Annotated in this window: 14 protein-coding genes and 3 tRNA genes; 11 read left to right on the forward strand and 6 right to left on the reverse strand. The window is 50.2% G+C overall.

The annotated features are described in order from the left end of the window. Window positions 1-4 precede the first annotated feature (4 nt). The 3 genes from MKQ68_RS04320 to msrA all read right to left on the reverse strand — a co-directional run bounded on the left by MKQ68_RS04320 (window position 5) and on the right by msrA (window position 2,754). Complete coding sequence (locus tag MKQ68_RS04320) at window positions 5-736, reverse strand: GAF domain-containing protein (RefSeq protein ID WP_264282234.1); 732 nt, start codon at window positions 734-736, stop codon at window positions 5-7. A 176-nt stretch (window positions 737-912) separates the two neighbouring features. Then, window positions 913-1,968 carry a sensor histidine kinase gene (locus tag MKQ68_RS04325; RefSeq protein ID WP_264282235.1) on the reverse strand — a complete coding sequence of 352 codons (1,056 nt, stop codon included), beginning with the start codon at window positions 1,966-1,968 and terminating at the stop codon, window positions 913-915. Between the two features lie 138 nt (window positions 1,969-2,106). After that, complete coding sequence (gene msrA, locus MKQ68_RS04330; protein ID WP_264282236.1) at window positions 2,107-2,754, reverse strand: peptide-methionine (S)-S-oxide reductase MsrA; 648 nt, start codon at window positions 2,752-2,754, stop codon at window positions 2,107-2,109. 207 nt (window positions 2,755-2,961) lie between these two features. Here msrA and MKQ68_RS04335 point away from each other — a divergent pair, with 207 nt between their 5' ends. The 9 genes from MKQ68_RS04335 (at window position 2,962) to MKQ68_RS04375 (ending at window position 15,147) form a co-directional block, all read left to right on the forward strand. After that, a complete protein-coding gene (locus MKQ68_RS04335) occupies window positions 2,962-5,079 on the forward strand; it encodes an endonuclease MutS2 (protein ID WP_264282237.1) in 2,118 nt (705 codons plus the stop codon). Window positions 5,080-5,134: 55 nt separating this feature from the next. Then, the gene (locus MKQ68_RS04340) at window positions 5,135-6,031 is read left to right on the forward strand and encodes an AraC family transcriptional regulator (protein WP_264282238.1); all 897 of its coding nucleotides are present in this window, start codon (window positions 5,135-5,137) and stop codon (window positions 6,029-6,031) included. Window positions 6,032-6,369: 338 nt separating this feature from the next. After that, the gene (locus MKQ68_RS04345) at window positions 6,370-7,554 is read left to right on the forward strand and encodes an efflux RND transporter periplasmic adaptor subunit (RefSeq protein ID WP_264282239.1); all 1,185 of its coding nucleotides are present in this window, start codon (window positions 6,370-6,372) and stop codon (window positions 7,552-7,554) included. A 73-nt stretch (window positions 7,555-7,627) separates the two neighbouring features. Beyond that, window positions 7,628-10,807 (forward strand): efflux RND transporter permease subunit, encoded by a 3,180-nt coding sequence (locus MKQ68_RS04350; protein WP_264282240.1) that lies wholly within the window; start codon window positions 7,628-7,630, stop codon window positions 10,805-10,807. 12 nt (window positions 10,808-10,819) lie between these two features. Continuing rightward, window positions 10,820-12,223: an efflux transporter outer membrane subunit gene (locus MKQ68_RS04355; RefSeq protein ID WP_264282241.1), complete on the forward strand. Its 1,404-nt coding sequence runs from the start codon at window positions 10,820-10,822 to the stop codon at window positions 12,221-12,223. 127 nt (window positions 12,224-12,350) lie between these two features. Beyond that, the gene (locus MKQ68_RS04360; RefSeq protein WP_264282242.1) at window positions 12,351-12,932 is read left to right on the forward strand and encodes an LOG family protein; all 582 of its coding nucleotides are present in this window, start codon (window positions 12,351-12,353) and stop codon (window positions 12,930-12,932) included. 108 nt (window positions 12,933-13,040) lie between these two features. Then, window positions 13,041-13,125, forward strand: a tRNA-Ser gene (locus tag MKQ68_RS04365). Between the two features lie 336 nt (window positions 13,126-13,461). Further along, on the forward strand, window positions 13,462-14,232 hold the full coding sequence (locus tag MKQ68_RS04370; protein ID WP_244841430.1) for a hypothetical protein: 771 nt from the start codon (window positions 13,462-13,464) through the stop codon (window positions 14,230-14,232). A 36-nt stretch (window positions 14,233-14,268) separates the two neighbouring features. Then, window positions 14,269-15,147, forward strand: a complete 879-nt coding sequence (locus MKQ68_RS04375; RefSeq protein WP_244841429.1) for a hypothetical protein — start codon at window positions 14,269-14,271, stop codon at window positions 15,145-15,147. 50 nt (window positions 15,148-15,197) lie between these two features. On the opposite strand, the gene MKQ68_RS04380 is transcribed toward MKQ68_RS04375, so the two are convergent. The 3 genes from MKQ68_RS04380 to MKQ68_RS04390 form a co-directional block, all read right to left on the reverse strand. After that, entirely contained in the window at window positions 15,198-15,539 is a 342-nt protein-coding gene (locus MKQ68_RS04380; RefSeq protein WP_244841428.1) for a hypothetical protein, read from the reverse strand. A gap of 136 nt (window positions 15,540-15,675) precedes the next feature. Next, window positions 15,676-16,440 carry a helix-turn-helix domain-containing protein gene (locus tag MKQ68_RS04385; protein ID WP_264282243.1) on the reverse strand — a complete coding sequence of 255 codons (765 nt, stop codon included), beginning with the start codon at window positions 16,438-16,440 and terminating at the stop codon, window positions 15,676-15,678. Window positions 16,441-16,514: 74 nt separating this feature from the next. Next, window positions 16,515-18,578 carry a CehA/McbA family metallohydrolase domain-containing protein gene (locus tag MKQ68_RS04390; RefSeq protein ID WP_264282244.1) on the reverse strand — a complete coding sequence of 688 codons (2,064 nt, stop codon included), beginning with the start codon at window positions 18,576-18,578 and terminating at the stop codon, window positions 16,515-16,517. 137 nt (window positions 18,579-18,715) lie between these two features. On the opposite strand from MKQ68_RS04390, the gene MKQ68_RS04395 reads away from it, so the two are divergent. Together MKQ68_RS04395 and MKQ68_RS04400 are read left to right on the forward strand one after the other, a co-directional pair. Continuing rightward, window positions 18,716-18,800 (forward strand) — tRNA-Ser (locus tag MKQ68_RS04395). Window positions 18,801-18,952: 152 nt separating this feature from the next. Continuing rightward, window positions 18,953-19,027 (forward strand) — tRNA-Pro (locus tag MKQ68_RS04400). Window positions 19,028-19,212 lie beyond the last annotated feature (185 nt).

Consider the following 19,212-nt stretch of genomic DNA (forward strand, 5'->3'; position numbering starts at 1 on the left):
CCTGTCAGAATGTAAGAAAGGAGGGGGAATAACGGATATGGTCTGTAGCAAGGTCAATCAGGAACGTGCCTGTACGCGATCCTTCGGCTGCAACCTCTGCCAGTTCTTCTGCGGATGCGGCTTTCTGTTCGGCCTGTCGTTGTAAGTCCAGCAGGCGCTGACGTTCCGCATCGGCCTGCATGTATTCGATTGCCAGCACAGTGGTGCTGCTTAACATATGTACCACTTCCTCGTCGCGCTGCGAGGGTCTGCCGGTTTGTTTGTAATAAATGGCGAAAGTGCCCAGCAGTTGGCCCGAGCGGGAGAGGAGCGGTTTGCTCCAGCAGGCTTTCAGGCCAAAGCGTTCGGCCACGTCCCGGTACGCAGCGATGCGAGGATCGGTGGCAGTATTTTCTACAATGATGGTGGTTTTGAGAAATGCGGCAGTGCCGCAGCTGCCCTGGTTGTCACCTACCGGCAAGCCGTTAATGATCTGGCAGAAGGCTTCCGGCATGCCCGGAGCGGCGCCATGTAACAGGCGGTCTCCTTCCGGCGCAGCCAGCAGGATGGATGCGTAACACTCATTGTCACTGTGTTGCTCTACGAGAGAAGCGATTGTTCCCAAAACCTGGTGCAATTCGTCCCCCCTGGTAATCATCTCAATAATGTCCGACTGTCCCTTTATAATGGCGTTAAACCATGCCGATGACGGTTGCTGGCTATAGGTATCAGGGTCGGAATTGCCCGGAATATGCATAAATATTGTTTGTAGGTGCGCCGCTTACGCTCACCGGTACCAAGATAGCTAATAAATTGCCACCGGCACGTCAGCGCAACGTAGATAATGTACAAAAAGCAGGCCCATGCTGTAGGGGCCGGTAACAGCGTATATTCCTGAGCGATAACTGGGGCGTTTTTTCCACGGGCGGGGTATCAGCCGGCTGGCTCCAGTTCGCGGCTGGGTAAAAAGGGGAGGGTTACCCGAAATTCGTTGGAAGCTGCAGGCTCCTGGATGCTTACACCCTCCATTGCCATAAGGGCGAAACGTTTTTTCAGGTGTTGCAATCCTTTGCCGCTAGGGGCGGTCGTTTGTTTGGGTTGCAGGTTGTTCGTGACCGTAATCCTCTGGCGGATAGCATCGATGCTGATCCGGATATGCAGCGGGCGGCTACAGGTAATCACATTATGTTTGATGGCGTTTTCAAGCAGCAATTGAAGGCTGAGTGGCGGTATGCGGTAGTTGTCCAACCCGGGGGTGTCTTCAATATGCAGGTGTAACCCGTTCTCAAAGCGGGTTTGCAGCAGGTAGAAGTAAGTGCGGGCAAAACGCAGTTCCTCTTCCAGCGAGATCATTTCGCGCTCGCTGGCTTCCAGGAAGTAGCGGTAAGTGCTGCTTAGTTTTTCAGTAAACACCTTTGCCCTGGGCGGATCTACGGTGATCAGGCTGATAAGGGTGCTGAAGGTATTAAACAGGAAGTGCGGCTGAATCTGCAGTTTCAGCGCATCGAACTGCATCTGGAAGTGCAGTCTTTTCAGGTCTTCCGCCTCTTTACGCGCCTTGTTCCATTCATGGAAGAAGTAAAGTCCCTCGTAGACGGCTATCTGCAACAATACAAACAACAGGCTGATGCCGGAGGATACGGAATAGTTGGTGATCGTGCCCACATGTACGCCCCATAAATTGCTGCTGTCCTCAATCCAGATGCGGGTTACGCCTACAAAGATGGAGTAAGGCACCAGTATACACATGGCGGTAAAGGTGCGCCGTTTCACTTGTTTCAGGCTGCGGTAACGCTTGCGGAGGGCGAGTATGACGTAGCGGGTCACTTCCCAGATGGCCAGGCTCCACACAACCGTGATGCCCGTCGTTTTCAGCAGCATGTATTCATCCTGCCAGGAGAAAAACATCTCCAGCATAAAGAACAGGAAGAAGGTACAGGCCACGATAAAGTAACCTGCGATTCGGATGCGTTGCTCTCGTATGGCCATTCCAGACAGATTTAGGGGTGCTGTAATGTAGTAAACCCTGTCTGGCCGTGGGCATCCGCCCGGCCGAAATGTCGATTTAGCGGATTGAAGTGTAGCTTCCGTCTAAAATAAAAAGCCGCCCTTGCGAGGCGGCTTTTTTTATGGTTTCAGTTTCTTCTCAAACACTTTTTTGAATTTGTCCAGCTTCGGGCGAATCACATAATAACAGTAAGGCTGCGATCCGTTTTGACTGTAGTAGTCCTGGTGGTAATTTTCCGCCTTATAGAACGGTCCTTCTTTGGCGATTTCCGTTACGATCGGGTCCTTGTACGCGCCGGAGGCGGCCAGTTCCTTCTTGTAATGCTCGGCATCCTTCAGCTGGGCCTCATTATGGTAAAAGATCACGGAGCGGTACTGCGTACCTACGTCATTACCCTGGCGGTTCAGCGTGGTGGGATCGTGGCTCACCCAAAATGCCTGTAACAGCGTCGGGTAATCGATCTTACGCGGATCGTACGTTACGCGGATCACTTCCGCATGGCCGGTAGTACCCGTGCACACCTGTTCGTAGGTGGGATTAGCCACCTCGCCGCCCATGTAGCCGGATTCAACCTTTAACACGCCATCGAGGTATTGAAACTGCGCTTCTGTACACCAGAAGCAGCCGCCGCCGAAAGTGGCGATGGCGGTGGAGTCTGTGTCTTTCACTTCCATATCTGCCGGAACTTTTACTTTTTTGTCTTTCTTTTGCGCGCAGGCTGCCAGCGATAATGCGAACAGGCAACCCAGCAATAGATACTTTTTCATGTGTCTTCCCTCCTTAAATCCCGCGGGCTTTTTCAAAGTTACTATACAATAATTTAACCCGCTGTTTACTCAAATTACGGGGAATATGGTGGTTTAGATGGGGAAGTTAAGTAACTTTAACATTCTTTTTGGCGGCCCCGGTCGGATGGTGCGCCCGTAACCCGGCCGCAAAAGACTTAATTATCAAGATTTAAACAGACAGAAAAATTGAAATATTTTCCAGATTCGGCGCTGGTGCAACTGGAGTTCGACAAGATCCGGAATTTGTTGGAAGAACATTGTAAAACGGAGCTGGGCAAGCAAATGGCCGGCGATTTAAGGTTACATACCCATATAGATTACGTTAAGGCCGCACTTCAACAGGCACACGAATACAAACAATTATTATTACTGCAGGAGCACTTTCCGAACGATTACATCCTTAATCTGAAGAGTGAACTCAGGCTCCTGAACATACAGGGCGCGGTGCTTACGGGCGATCAGTTTATGCTGCTGCGTAAACTGGCCGAAAGTATGCACAGCATCGTACGTTTCTTCGACCACGACCGCAGGGTGACTTACAGCGCGCTGTTCGAGGTGATCAAAGACACGTATTACGAGAAGAAAATCACGGCGCTTATCGACGAGGTGCTGGACGAGAACGGGCAGGTACGAGATAACGCTACCCCCGAGCTGGCCAAAATCCGTATGTCGCTGTACCGCAAACGCAACGAGGTGCGCCGCGCCTTTGACCGCATCCTGCAAAAGCTCACGAAATTGGGCTACCTGGCCGATATTGAGGAGGCTTTCCTCAACGGGCGTAGGGTAGTGGCCATCTTTGCCGAGAATAAACGTATGGTGAAAGGCATCCTGCATGGCGAAAGCGATACCCGTCGCACCGCCTTCCTGGAGCCGGAAGAAACCATCGAGCTGAATAACGACGTGTTTGCGCTGGAGCGGGAAGAGAACAAGGAGATATATAAAATCCTCCGTACCCTCACCGCGGCCGTGTCTAAACACTCCGTGCTGCTCGAAGGTTATCATAACATCCTCGGAACGTTCGATTTTATCCGCGCAAAGGCACGCCTGGCGCTGGATATCAACGGTAACTTCCCGATGCTCGTACCCCACGCGCAGCTGCACCTGGTAGAAGCTTATCACCCGCTATTGTTGTTGTATAACCGCAGGAACAGTAAGCCCACGGTGCCAATCAGCGTAACGCTCGATAAAAATCACCACATCCTGGTAATCAGCGGACCTAACGCGGGCGGTAAAACGGTGACTTTAAAAACGGTGGGACTGATACAGCTGATGCTGCAGGCGGGCCTGCTCATACCGGTACATCCCACTTCGCAGATAGGCATCTTTAAACAACTGATGATCCACATCGGCGATACGCAGTCCATCGAGTTTGAACTGAGTACTTACAGCTCTCACCTCAAAAACATGAAACACTTCATGGAGGAGGCGAACGGTAAAACACTGTTCTTCATCGACGAATTGGGTTCCGGCTCCGACCCCAACCTGGGCGGCGCTTTCGCCGAAGTGATCATGGAGGAACTGGCGCGTAAACATGCTTTCGGCATTGTAACCACGCACTACCTCAACCTGAAAGTGATGGCCAACAAGGTAAAAGGCATCATGAACGCCGCGATGGGCTTTGATGAAGAAACCTTGTTGCCGCTGTATAAACTGCTGGTAGGAAAGCCGGGCAGCTCGTACACCTTCGCCATCGCACAACGCATTGGTTTGCCTAAGCCGTTGATCGAACGCGCGCGTAAGCTGGTAGACGAAGACCATTTCCGCCTGGATAAACTGCTGAATAAGGCTGAACAAGACCTGCAGAAGGTAGAAGCCAAGGAAAAGGAACTACAAAAACTGCTGCGCGAAAACGAGCGACTGAAGCGGGAATACGAGACCCTGGCCGATAAAGAACGAAAACATCAACAAGTAACGCTGCTCAAATTGCAAAATAAGATCCGGGAAGATGAGATCAATTATCTGAAGGATATGGAGCGTAAGATGAAGCAGATCGTGATCGAATGGAAACGCACCGACGATAAACAGAAAGTCGTTAAACAGGCCGAAGCCCTGCTCTTTAAAAAGAAGGAAAAGGCCATTAATGAGAAGATGGAGAAAAAAGTGCAGGACCGTTTCCAGGAAATTGGTGGTGCCGCAAAACTGGGCGACCAGGTGAAGATTATCAGCAACGGACAGGTAGGCAAACTAATCGAGATCAGAGACAAAAGAGCGATCGTGCAGCTAGGCAAGATCCCGATAAATGTGAAGCTAAATGATCTGGTGGTAGTAAAAGAAAAGCCAAAAGAAAAGGCGGAAGCAAAATAAATTGTATTTTTACAGGGCCGGTAAATCCGGCCCTGTGTCTTAAAAAGTACAATCCATGCAAAACGTAGCGATCGAAGAAAGAAAGGAGCAGAAGCTGCTGGTGAAAGATAAATTAGCCGTATGCAAGGCTGATACCGACTTCTATATCAAACGTTTAAGCGGTGAAGCGCTCGCGAATATCGCAGGAGAGGTGCCGTTCCGCCATGACGGTTTCTGCATCTCCATTCTCATTAGCGGGGAGATGGAGCAGTACGTGGACTTTGACCGACAGATGGTGACCGGACCGGCCATCACGATGCTGGAAAGGGGTCAGATACACCAGCAGATCTTTGGAGAAGGTTGTGAGTTAATTCATATATATTTTAAGCCCGACTTCCTGATGACCGAAACCCAGTGTCTTTTAAACTGCTGGAGCTGTATGTTCCGCTCGGCAGTGATCAAGATGGACGAGGAGCAGCTGAAGGAAGTATTGTCGTATTGTCGCATGTTAATCAATGAGTTCCGGCAGAACCGGCCCCGTAAGGATGCCGTACTCCGTAACCTGCTTAGCGCCCTCATTATCGCCTGCGGCCGTATTGTGGCCCCCGAACCCGTGCATCTCAAAAATGAAGAAACGCAACCCCAGGGTATTGTACTGCAATTTAAAATGCTGGTCGATAAACACTTCCGTGATAAAGTACAAGTGTCTGACTACGCCGAAATGCTGTATATCACCGCCGGCCACCTGAATGATTCGGTAAAGGCCGTGTTTGGGCGAAATGCGAAAAACCTGATCGATGAAAAGCGTATTATGGAGGCGAAACGCTTGCTGTACCTGCGTCACCACTCGGTTAAGGAGATCGCGTACGAACTATCTTTTGAAGATGATGCGTACTTTAACCGGTTCTTTAAAAAGCATACAGGTCTCACACCAGTGTTCTTTCAAAAGCAAATCCGTGAAAAGTACAATTAATCCCCCAATAATGTAAATGACGATTACGTCAATTCATGTTTACTTTGCATTGTATTTACGCATAAACTCAACGACTGATGAAGCTCATGTAATTTTAGCAGCACTCGTTTCACTTTAACAATATTTCTCTCTCAGGAAGAGTCTACATACTTTTTATTGAAACGGATGCCGTGAGCATGCGCCGCCGCCCAAAATGCGGGCATGCCCTCTCTTGTATTTTTTATCTTGATCCATGTTGTGAGATACCGAACAGTACTGCCACAGCCGGCATTCGGCTTTGTGCGCACATGACTGTCTGTGGCTCGCATGGAATTGTCTAATCGCTTAAAGCCTAATTAATGAAACCATTTGTAACTTTTAAACACACACCTAAGTTGTCTGCAGCACTTATCGCCGTAGCACTTACGATCATAGCATATAGCTGCGGCACGTCCTCAGCAGCAGAAACTCCCGCAGGAACCGAAGCGCCGGCCCTACCGGTAGTACAGCTGAAAGCCATGCCAGCCAGCAGTTTCCGCGAATATACCTCGGCCATCGAAGGCAAGGTGAACGTGGAGATCCGCCCACAGGTAGACGGCTATCTTGACAAGATCTTTGTAGATGAAGGCGCCTATGTGAAACAGGGACAACCTTTATTCCGCATCAACGATCGTCCGTACCAGGAACAATACAGCAACGCCAAAGCGAACCTGGAAGCCTCTAAAGCGAACCTGGAAAAAGCGAAGTTGGAAGTTGACCGCCTTACACCGCTGGTAGAAAACAACGTGGTAAGTGACGTGCAGCTTAAAACCGCTCAGGCAGCCTATTCTGCCGCCAAAGCCGCAGTGGCGCAGGCACAGAGCAGCGTAGGTAATGCAGGTATCAATGTAGGTTATACGCTGATTTCCGCTCCTGTAAGCGGTTATATTGGTCGTATACCATTGAAGATCGGCAGCCTGGTGGGCAGAGGAGAAACACAAGCCCTGACTGTGATCTCCGATGTGAAAGAAGTATATGCGTACTTCTCTATGAGCGAAGTAGATTTCCTGCACTTCAAAAACGATATCGCCGGCGAAACCATTGCTGAAAAAATTAAACACCTGCCGCCGGTAGAACTCGTGCTGGCCGACGGTTCGGTATATACCGCGAAAGGTAAGATCGAGACAGTGGAAGGCCAGTTCGATAAAACCATGGGCGCGATCAGCTTCCGTGCGGCTTTCCCGAACGAGCAGGGTTTACTGCGCTCCGGTTCTACCGGCAAGGTGCGTATTCCGCAGGAGTTTCCGTCTACTGTAGTAGTACCACAGGAAGCGACGTTTGAACTGCAGGATAAAGTGTTTGTGTTCGCCGTGGGCGACAGCAACAAGGTTGTGAGCAAACCTTTATCTATCGCAGGTAAAACCACTGGTTACTACTTCGTCAATAACAGCCTGAAAGATGGCGAGCGTATCGTGTTCAGCGGATTGGGCCGCCTGCGCGATGGTGCTGTCATCACGCCACAACCTGTACAATTAGATAGCCTGCTGAAGTCCAAACCGCTTTAAGCAAACCGGGTTATCACTATTTGCCTTACACTGACGGCTATCACAGTCGCCAGCCTTAAAAACTATTGCCAAAATGTTAAGAAAATTCATAGAACGGCCAGTGCTTGCGACAGTAGTATCCATCATCCTGGTACTACTCGGCACCCTGTCTCTCATATCACTGCCCGTGGCGCAGTTCCCGGATATTGCCCCGCCCAGCGTGGCAGTTACGGCCCTGTACCCCGGTGCAAACGCCGAAGTAGTGGCCCGCTCCGTGGCTACCCCGCTGGAAGAAGCGGTAAACGGGGTGGAGAACATGACTTACATGACCTCCACTTCCAATAATGACGGCACCATGTCGCTCAACGTATACTTTAAGCTGGGCACCGATCCCGACCTGGCTGCGGTAAACGTGCAGAACCGCGTCGCGAAGGCGACCAACCTGATGCCCATCGAGGTGGTACAGGCGGGTATATCCACGCAGAAGCAGCAGAACAGTATGATCATGGTGGTGAACCTGATGGCGAAAGACAGCAGCTACGACGAAACGTTTTTGCAGAACTACGCCAAGATCAACATCATTCCTGAGCTGCAACGTGTGCCCGGTGTAGGACAGGTGCAGGTGTTTGGTGGTAAAGATTACTCCATGCGCATCTGGCTGAACCCTGATAGGTTATCTGCCAACAGCATGTCGCCCCAGGAAGTATTGGCCGCCATCCGCGATCAGAACCTGGAAGCTGCGCCTGGCCGTTTCGGTGAGAGCAGTGGTGAGTCCTTCGAGTACATCATCAAATACAAAGGAAAACTCAATAAGAACGATCAATACGAAAACATCATCCTGAAAGCGAATGCCGACGGATCGGTGCTACGCCTGAAAGATGTGGCGCGTGTGGAACTGGGCTCATTCAGCTACGGTACGCAAACCCACATCAACCAGAAAGAAGGTATTGGTATCGCGATCTTCCAGACCGCAGGCTCAAATGCAAACGACATCCAGACCGAGATACAGCGCCTGATGGAGAAAGCGAAAACGCAGCTGCCTAACGGTGTGGAGCAGGCGATCATCTATTCTACCAAAGAATACCTCGATCAGTCTATCGACCAGGTAAAACACACCCTGGTAGAGGCTTTCATCCTCGTGTTTATCGTAGTGTTCATCTTCCTGCAAGACTTCCGTTCCACGCTCATCCCGGCGATAGCCGTGCCTGTGGCGATTATCGGTACGTTCTTTTTTATGCAGGTGTTTGGCTTCTCGATCAACCTGCTTACCCTCTTCGCACTCGTACTGGCTATTGGTATCGTGGTGGATGATGCGATCGTGGTGGTGGAGGCCGTGCACTCGAAGATGGAGCGCGTTAATATGAGTGCGAAAGATGCGACGATCGAATCGATGAGTGAAATATCCGGTGCGATCATATCCATCACCCTCGTAATGTCTGCGGTGTTCCTGCCGGTAGGCTTTATGCAAGGCCCCGTGGGCGTGTTCTACCGCCAGTTCGCCTTCACCCTGGCCATCGCGATCCTGATCTCGGCCCTGAACGCATTGACGCTGAGCCCTGCCCTGTGTGCACTGTTCCTCAAGAACCCGCATCACGAAGAAGAAGGTAAAACCCATGCGAAGAACGGCAAAGTACACCTGGTAACGCAAGGATTCGGCGCCCGTTTCTTCAAATACTTTAACGCCGCCTTTAACGCGATGACCGCGAAATACATGCGCAGTGTGCAATTCCTGGTGAGAAGGAAATGGATCGCTATTTCCGGCCTCGTACTCATTACCCTGGCTACCGCCTGGATGGTGAAGAATACACCTACTGGTTTTATACCATCTGAAGACCAAAGCTTCTTCGTATACGCCGTGAACATGCCTCCCGGCTCTTCCCTGGACCGTACGAAAGAAGTGATTCACCAGGTGGATAGCATCGTGCAGAAAAAGCAGGGTGTTTACCTGAACCTGAGCGTGGCCGGCCTGAACCTGCTCACCAACTCGAACAGCTCTGCCTACGCAGTAGGTTTTGCGAAAATGAAACCGCATGCCGAGCGTGGCGATATTAAAGATATGGACGCTATTCTCGCACACATGAACGGGGAATTGGCGAAAGTGAGCAAAGCAAGCATCTTCCTGTTCACCATGCCTACCGTACCAGGTTTCAGTAACGTAGATGGTTTTGAAGTGATCCTGCAGGACCGTACCGCTGGTGAACTGGGTAAACTGGGCGAAACCGCCTACGGCTTCATTGGGGAACTGATGAAACGTCCGGAGATCGCGTTTGCCTTTACCACTTTCAATACCGGCAACCCGCAATACTCCGTGGAAGTTGACGAGCAGAAGGCAAAACAATTAGGCGTGTCCGTGAGCGAATTGCTCTCCACCTTACAGGTGTATTACGGTAGCACCTTTGCTTCTGACTTCAACCGCTTTGGTAAATACTACCGCGTAATCATGCAGGCCGACGTGATGTACCGCGCCGAACCTTCTTCGATGGATAACATCTTTGTAAAGAACAATCTCGGTGAAATGGTGCCTGCAAACGCACTGGTAACGCTGAAGAAAGTATATGGTCCGGAAACCGTAACCCGTAACAACCTGTTTAACGCCGTTACGATCAACGGTCAGCCCAAACCAGGCTACAGTACCGGTGATGCGATCAAAGCCGTGAACGAAGTAGCAGCGCAATATCTGCCACGTGGTTACACCCATGAGTGGGTGGGTATGACCAAAGGGGAAATTGATGCGGGCGGACAAGCGACCGTGATCTTCCTGCTGTGTCTTGTGTTCGTATACTTCCTGCTGGCAGCGCAGTATGAGAGCTACATCCTGCCATTCTCTGTGATCCTTACCATTCCTACCGGTATCTTCGGCGTGTTTGCCTTTATCCGCATGGCTGGTATTGAGAACAACATTTATGTGCAGGTAGGTTTGATCATGCTGATAGGTTTGCTGGCCAAGAACGCCATCCTGATCGTGGAGTATGCCGTACAAAGGCGCCGCCAGGGGATGGGACTGCTGAACGCAGCGTTACAGGCAGCGCAGTTACGTCTGCGGCCGATCATCATGACCTCGCTCGCCTTCATCGTGGGTTTGATCCCTTTGATGCGTGCCACCGGGGCCTCCGCGAAAGGTAACCAGAGCATCAGTATCGGTGCGGCCGGCGGTATGTTGTCGGGCGTTATCCTGGGACTGTTTATCATCCCGGTATTGTATATCATCTTCCAGTATTTACAGGAGAAAGTGAGTGGAAAGAAACCCGTGCCGACGAACCTCCAAAATGTTTAAACGAAACGCAAAATGACAAAGTATATTCATTTGATATTGCTGGCAGCGGGACTATCCGCCTGTACCGTAGGTCGCAACTACCAGCGGCCGGAAGTGGCGCTGCCGGCAACTTTTGCGCAGCAGCCGGCAACAGATACCACCATCGGTAACGCCGCCTGGAAACAATTCTTCCAGGACCCGGCCCTGCAGCAATTACTCGAAGCTACTGTAAAAGGCAACTTCGATCTGCAGATCGCACTCACCCGCATCGACGAAGCCCAGGCTTACCTGAAGCAGTCGAAAGCCGCGTTCTTCCCCTCGGTGGGCCTTAATGCCACGGCAAATACATCGATCCCCTCCAAGAACAGCCTGAACGGCGTGAGCCTGGAGAACTTCCTTAAAACCACCCACATCGAAGATTTCACATTGGGCGTGGGTTTAAGCTGGGAGATAGATGTGTGGGGCCGTTTGAGAAGGCAAAAAGAAGCCGCACTGGCCACCTATCTGCAATCGTACGAGGGTGCTAAAGCCGTACAAACCGGCCTGGTAGCCAGTGTTGCCAGCGGTTATTTTAACCTCTTAATGCTGGATGCGCAGCTGCGAGTGGCCAACCGCAACGTAGCGCTCAGCGATACCATCGTAAGGATGATCAGCATGCAGAAAACCGCCGGGCAAGTAACAGAACTGGCCGTACAGCAGGCCATCTCGCAGAAGCAGTCTGCCGAATCTTTGGTGCCCCAGTTGCAACAGGCCATCACCATCCAGGAGAATGCCTTACACATGCTGGCTGGCGAACTGCCTGGCGGCGTAATTGCCCGTAGCGCTTCGCTGGAGCAGGTGCAGTTGTGGGATAGTTTGTACACCGGCATTCCTGCCAGCGTAACCGCCAACAGGCCCGACGTAAAAGCGACGGAGCTGGCGTTACAGGCGGCCAATGCGAACGTAGGCGTGGCCCAGGCGAGCATGTACCCGAAGCTGAGCATCACGGCCAGCGGTGGCCTCAATGCCCTTAAGGCCAGTGATTGGTTCAGCGTACCAAGTTCTTTGTTCGGTACCGTGGCAGGCAACATTGCCCAGCCCATCTTCCAGCAAAGACAGCTGAAAACCCAGTACGAAGTGGCTAAGGTGCAGCGCGAACAGGCGGTGATCAGCTTCAGGCAGTCGGTGGTAAACGCCGTGCGTGAAGTGAGCGACGCCCTGGTAAGTGCCGATAAATTGAAAGAACAACAGCGCATCGCCGATGCCCAGGTGCAGACCACCAACAAGTCTGTATCCCAGGCCCGCATGCTGTTCCAGAGCGGTCTCGCGAATTACCTGGAAGTGATTACTGCGCAGGGCAACACCCTGCAGGCGGAATTGAACCAGGCAGACGTGAAACGCAGGCAGCTGGCAGCTACGGTAGAACTTTACCGCGCACTCGGTGGCGGCTGGAAATAATAAAAGTCGCTAACCATCCGCAGTACTGACGTATAGCGGATTGTTAATAGTGTAACAGTTGTAGGTTAACTATATAGCCGGGGTATTCTTATCCCGGCTTTCCTATCTTTGGGACAAACTAACTAAGATGAAAAGGATCACTGTGTTTTGCGCGTCCAGCCCGGGTTTTAAGGAAGTATATATGCAAGCTGCCCGTTCCGTAGGACATACATTGGCATCACGTGGCACAGGCCTTGTGTACGGCGGCGCAAAGGTAGGACTGATGGGTGCCGTAGCCGATGGTGCCCTGGAAGCAGGAGGGGAGGTGATCGGCGTAATCCCCGATTTTTTGCGCAGCAAAGAGATTGCTCATACCGGTTTAACAGAGCTGATCATCGTTGAAAGTATGCATGCACGAAAAACAAAAATGAACGATCTGTGTGACGGAGTGATCGCATTACCTGGTGGTTTTGGTACACTCGAAGAGTTGTTCGAGATATTAACCTGGGGGCAACTCGGCCTGCATCAAAAGCCCATCGGCCTGTTGAATACCGCTGGTTTCTACGATCATCTTATTGGTTTGTTAGATCATATGACTACGGAAGGATTGTTGAAAGCAGCCAATCGCGATATGTTATTAGTGAGTGAAAATGTGGAGGAGCTGTTAAGCCTGATGTCGGCCTACGTGCCGCCTGTTACGGGCAAATGGATTAGTCGTGACGAGGTGTGATGAAAAAATATTTCCCTGTATTCCTTTGCTATGGCGGGTTTTACGCGTTTGATTTATTTTAGGATAAATATTTTTTTTAAAATTGAATCCGTTTTATACTTTTGCGGCGGAGGAATGGCAGAGCGGTCGATTGCGGCAGTCTTGAAAACTGTTGACTGTAACAGGTCCGGGGGTTCGAATCCCTCTTCCTCCGCTGAGAATGTCCGGTGTTATGCACCGGACATTTTGCGTTTTGGGGAGCGGCAGTCTTTGCACAAATGATGTTGACTGTAACAGGTCCGGGGGTTCGAATCCCTCTTCCTCCGCTGGGAATGTCCGGTGTTATGCGCCGGACATTTTGCGTTTTGGGGGGCGCTGAGAATGTCCGGTGTTATGCACCGGACATTTTGCGTTTATATCCCCACACTTGCATTATATTAAAATTTGTATATATTTGTCCCCGAAACAAAACCCAACAACCAAGGAATTACCACCATGCAAAACCCAAGGCTTCCCTCGTTGATGCCATGCGGCTAAAACCTATACACCTATGAAACAACTTTCCCTACTGCTGATAGCTGCTATGGTAGCTTTCGCCGCGTGTTCAAAGTCAGAAAATCCACCACAGGAAAGCCTGTATACGAAAGTGCTCGGTAAATGGTCGCTCAACGGTGTATCGCTTCAAACGCAATCAAACGGTAAAAAGGCAGATGCAAAAGACGGCTTCATCGAATTTCTTAGCGACAGTACTTTCTATATCTACGATGCAGGCGGACAATTCTTTACAGGTAAATTTTCCATTCAGGATGGCGCAAGCATATCGCTGGAAAACTTCGCAACGATCCGAAGCCTCACGTTTAGCAATACAGCGCTGAATTTCATACTGATGTACAACGGGAAGGAAATAACAATCGCTGCAACGAAGGCGCCAACGATCGCACTCACGGATTCGACTACACTGATCTGTAAGAACTGGCATCTCACCAGGGAGGGAACGGGCGGGCAGCTATACGAGGCAGCACGTGGATTGTTCGATGCAGAGGGTAATCCTATAGGTAGTTTCGTGCCGGATAGCGTCACATTCCGGTTCACCACTTCGGGTACTTACCTGGTACAGATGTTCAAAGAGAAGCAATTAAAATCGGTAGATGTGTTTAACTGGAAATGGCATTCCTCCCTCGCGAACCATTACGTTTGCTGGGACAACAGTCTCGAATTTGATGAGGAAAAAGACAAAGTGGAGGTGCTGGAGCTTAATAAGAATGCATTCAGGTCTTCGCAATCGCCCAGCACCTGGGGATTTGTACCCGCAGAAAAGTAAGTTTTTATTTCACCCATTCATAAACACAATTTACCTATGAAAGCCATTTATGCGCTGGCAGTAGCGGCTGCTGTAATGTTTACCGCTTGTTCAAAAGATGACAAACCGACACCTAAGCCCGACGGTGGCGCAACTTACGTGTACACTAAAGTGCAGGGCAAATGGCTGTTCGGCGAAGAAGTGATTATTCCAACCGGCAAAAAGGCTGCTGATTCCAAATCAGGTTTGTTCGGCAAACGTGGTAATGCGCAGGGCAAAGAAGCTTCTGCGATTGTAAGCTTCGTAGAGTTCCTGAGTGATAGCACATTCCTGGTGGTGGATGCTATGGGCGCTACCTTCAAAGGTTCCTTCACTGCCAAGGATAGCACCACCATCGATCTGAAAGACTTCGGTACGATCTCCGGCATTTCCTTCACAGAGGGTAAGATCAATTTCAAACTGACTTACAAGGACCAGCAGATTGTGGTTGCGGCTAACAAAGCACCGCAGATCGCAGCGGATGACCGCAATAAACTGATCTGCCGTACCTGGTATCTCACAAAAGAAGAAGATGGCGGAGATGCTTTTGAAGGCGATGCTGTCTACGACGATAACGGAGAGATAATTGGTTACGAAAATGTGCCTGACAGCATCACGTTCCAGGCAACGCTTTCCGGAACGTACATGATCCAGTTCTTTGCCAACAAGCAACTGCTCGATGCAGATGTAGCTAACTGGAAGTGGCACGCAAGCGCTAATACATTCCAGTATTGGTGGGGTAACCAGGAACCTTCTGAAGATGAAAACCTGGTGATTATCCGCGAGCTGACGAAAGACGTGTTGAAGATCACGGAATCTGACGACTACAACCAGGACGGTCAGGTTACTGCCGACGAGATCACTAAAAATACACTGAGGCCGGCTGTTAAAAAGTAACGGCATCAATATTAGTAAGGGGCTGACTACCTGTCGGCCCCTTTTTTATTTCAAGCAGGCCTGCGTAGCGGGTAAAAAATCTTCCGCTCTACCTGCACCTGCAGTCGTTGATAGAAGGGAACCGGATCGAACCCCAGTCTTTTAAATTCCTGCTGAACAGATAACTTTGCATCGTCAAGCAGCTGTTGGTTTTGCCAAACAGCAATGGTGATGATGGTTACATTACTTTCGCTGTCGCTGGACTCAAATGCTTCGCCCCTGATGTATCCCGGAAGTTGTGCAATGAAACGGCGGTTAATCTCCACTTGTTTAATAAACGCCGTCACCGACGCTTTAGGCACAATAAATTTGTCTATAAAGCAGACCATGTTCGTGGTATCCTGATTTTCCATATTATTCGACTTTATCTGTGAAGCTGCCGCATGTGTCAACGTTGCTGTTAATCCAAGAAGACAGGCTATAAGGAATTTTTTCATGACTCAAAGCTCACAAATGTTGCCGCCAAATCATTGTAAAAAATCATTGAAGTTACCAATAGGAGGAAGCCCGGAAGAAGTCTGTAGGGGTTTGACCGGTAAAGCGTTTGAAGTCTCTGTTAAAGTGAGGTTGATCATAATATCCATGCTCAAACGCAAGGTCTAATAGGGAGGGGACTGCTGTGTATAGGGAGATGGCCGATTTCATTTTTACGATATGCGCAAACTGTTTCGGTGAGGCGCCGGTAGCCTTTCTGAATCGCTTCTCGAAAGCGTCCTGGCTGATATACATTTCCTTGATCAGCTCTTTTATCCTGATATTTCCTTTTGTACGGTTGATTTTGTCTATCGCCGCTACGACCATTTCATCTGCACTTTGCTCATGCAGTGTTGCTAACAGAAACCGTTCCAGGATAGCGATTCTTCCGGTATTGGAAGCGCTTTCCAGCATTTGTTCCCGGAGGATGCAAAGCGCTGATGGAGCGAACAATTGATCCAGCGAAACACTTTTTCCACAAAGTTCGAAAACGGGCATTTTGAAAAAGGCAGGTAAACTGATCTCCCTGAAAGTAACGATGATAGCAGCGGTGCCAGCTTCATATTGGATCAGCCTTGTCGTTTTTTGAATACCTGAAAAAGTAGCGAAATCCAGTGTGGCCCCATGCAGGTAAGAAATGTTGCCACTGAAACAAAATGCGAGTGTCGCGGAGGTGTTGGGTAGTACTTTGTTGGTGGTCCCCTGCCGGCTTTCAATGATTTTGTAGTCCCTGATGTAGGGGCTTAATTCCTCACTCGGTATGTAGGTTACGATTTCCACCGATGTAAAGTTAAGCTATTTCACCGTTGTAAATAGGGCTGACCAGTGTTACCGATCAGCCCTGTAGTGTAAGCTTATTTAATGTAGAAAGTCTGACTGAAGGCGCCATTTACGGCCACGTCCCAGGCTTCTACCCGTACCCATTTCCGGCCTTTCAGTGCGGGTTTGAAGCGGAAGTTTTGTTTTCCAAACGCTTTCGTATCGGTCAGCTGTATCTTTTCATGATATACTTTTTCGCCGTCACCGGAGATGATATCTACATATTGCATGGGGAAAGTCCAGCTCAGATCAAGTACCACGTCGGCGGTGCCGTCAGCCTTCAGTGACAGGCTGTCGCCGGAAATGCGGTCGTTGATGCGGAGAGATGGTATCAGTACTTCGCCCGTGCTGCCGAAGAAGCGGCCGTGCTGCATGGCATCCAGGATCGGCATCCAGCTGTCGCTGTATTTTGGCAGCTGGTCCAGCATGAGGTAGTTTACGTTCATGTGCGCGTACATTTCGTTTTGTGGGGTGATGGTGAACAAATCGGCTTCACAGATCACGGTTTTCTTCACGCCCCAGTTGTTCATGTCGTCCATTAAGTCGAGTACACGTTTACCCAGGCGAGGCTCGGATAGGTCGGCGGGCATTGCCTTCCAGGCTGCTCCCATGAAGCGGTCGGATAAAAAGAAGGCTTCATGGTTGTAAATGTCGGGCGTATTTACGGAGCCTTTAGTGCGCGGGTGAGCGGTCCAGGCGAGGCCTTTTTCATCTTCGAGGAGCTTCAGCATTTCCTGCTTATTGCCGATGTGGTACACTTTACCATAACCAGGTTTCTCCTCCACATAAGGTACGCCCTGCTTGCGCGACATCACCCAATACACAGGTCTGGGGAAGATGTCGAGCCAGTGACCGCCAAAGAACTCGTTTGGTTCTTCACCAGGTAATAACAAAAACTCGTTATCAGATTGTTTTTCGCAAAGATCGAATAAAGCTTTCAGCTGTGGCAGCCTTTTCTCATCCGGCCCCTTTGGATCGGCAGTGTAATGGAACTCCGCGAGATGCACGATGTCTACGCCCATCCGTTTGAAAACGCCCACAAACTCAGGCTTTTCAGGAACAGGTTTGCCCGCCATGATCACATTCATCACAAATTCATTATGAAAATGGCTCGACATGGTTTTGAAGCCGGGCAGCTTTTCATAGCGGTCATTACGAGTGAATGTTTTCGCCGCAGTCAGTGCTGCATTTGCGTTTCGGTCACTTAACAGGCAGAAGAAATTCAGCCTTTGCTTCGTGCCGGGAGGCGCATTAAACCAGGGTACAAAGCGGTTGTCGCCTTGCAGCTCCTGGCGGATGCCGATGCCGTAACCCTCGGCCATTTTGCGGTATTGGCTGCCGAACCAGGTGAATCGCAGGTTAAAGGCTTCATCCAGTGGATAAAAATACTGGTGGGGTGGAGGGAACAGGGCCAGTGCGCCTTTGTTGCCCGCGGCTGCAATGGCGCGGTACTTTACGGCCATGTGCTGCGCAGTATCACTGCTCACGATAGGCTGCTGTTTCAGGCTGTCGCCGGTGTTGATCCATGACACGTTTTGCCATTGGTTGCTGTTGCTCACCAATCCTGCATCAAACACGATGGCTTTGGCGTTGCGACCGGTGGTTAGTACAGCGGCTACGTTAAACAGCGGGCTGCCATGGAAAAAGGTGACTTCCAGGTTGCCTTCGAACGTTTCTGCGGACAGGCGGCCGATGGTGACGATCGTTCTGCTACCTTCCGTTTTTACCGATGCCGAACTTTTCTTTAGTTTGATCGGATACGTTTCGTGTGGGCGTGTGGGTACTTTGTCGAAAAAGATGTTCCACCCGTTCTGCGATAACAGATCGCGCCGGCCTACAGTGAGCAGGAAGACAGGATCTACACCCGCAGCAACCGGTTGATTGCCGAGTGTGACCGTGCGCAGCAATGGCTTGGCAGGGTCGAGGTCGAACGTTACTTTGCCCGTGAGATTGTTGCCCGCGGGCCAGCTTACATCGAGCTGTGATTGTTGTTGCACGGCCGTCGCGCCGGTGCCGGTTTTCAGTGATTTGAGGTCTGCTTTGATTTGAGCGGATGCCGTCACAGATAAGAGTAGTGGTAATAAGAGCGCCAGTTTCATTAACATGGTTTTAGTCGGCATCAATATAAAAAGTAGGGGAGGGAAGGAGAAGTTTTTTATATGGGCGGTTGCATCTATTTTTATTGCAGAGAATAAATTTTTTTTGAAAATTGATTCTGATTTATCACCTTTGCGCCGGAGGAATGGCAGAGCGGTCGATTGCGGCAGTCTTGAAAACTGTTGACTGTAACAGGTCCGGGGGTTCGAATCCCTCTTCCTCCGCTGAAAATGTTCAGCGTTTTACGCGGAACATTTTGCGTTTTTAGAGCGGCAGTCTTTGCATAAACGATATTGACTGTAACAGGAAATTTGCCTGGCGATGGTCAGGCGTTTTTTTTCAGAATGTGTGTAAATATGTTCGGGAAAATGAGTTTCGGGATGTAGCGTAGTCCGGTTATCGCGCCTGCTTTGGGAGCAGGAGGTCGCAAGTTCGAATCTTGCCATCCCGACTACAAAAAATGAAAATGTCCGGTGTTATGCACCGGACATTTTTCGTTTTAGCTGGCAATAGTTTTGTGCTGGCCAATTTAATTGTTGTTGTGATGTTGACCTGGAGAACCCTATCGCCCTATATAAAATATCAAACTAATTATCTATCTTATAATCTCAGTTAACTCAATTCCAAACCCCGCTA

This window comes from Chitinophaga horti (assembly GCF_022867795.2).
Lineage (GTDB): Bacteria > Bacteroidota > Bacteroidia > Chitinophagales > Chitinophagaceae > Chitinophaga > Chitinophaga horti.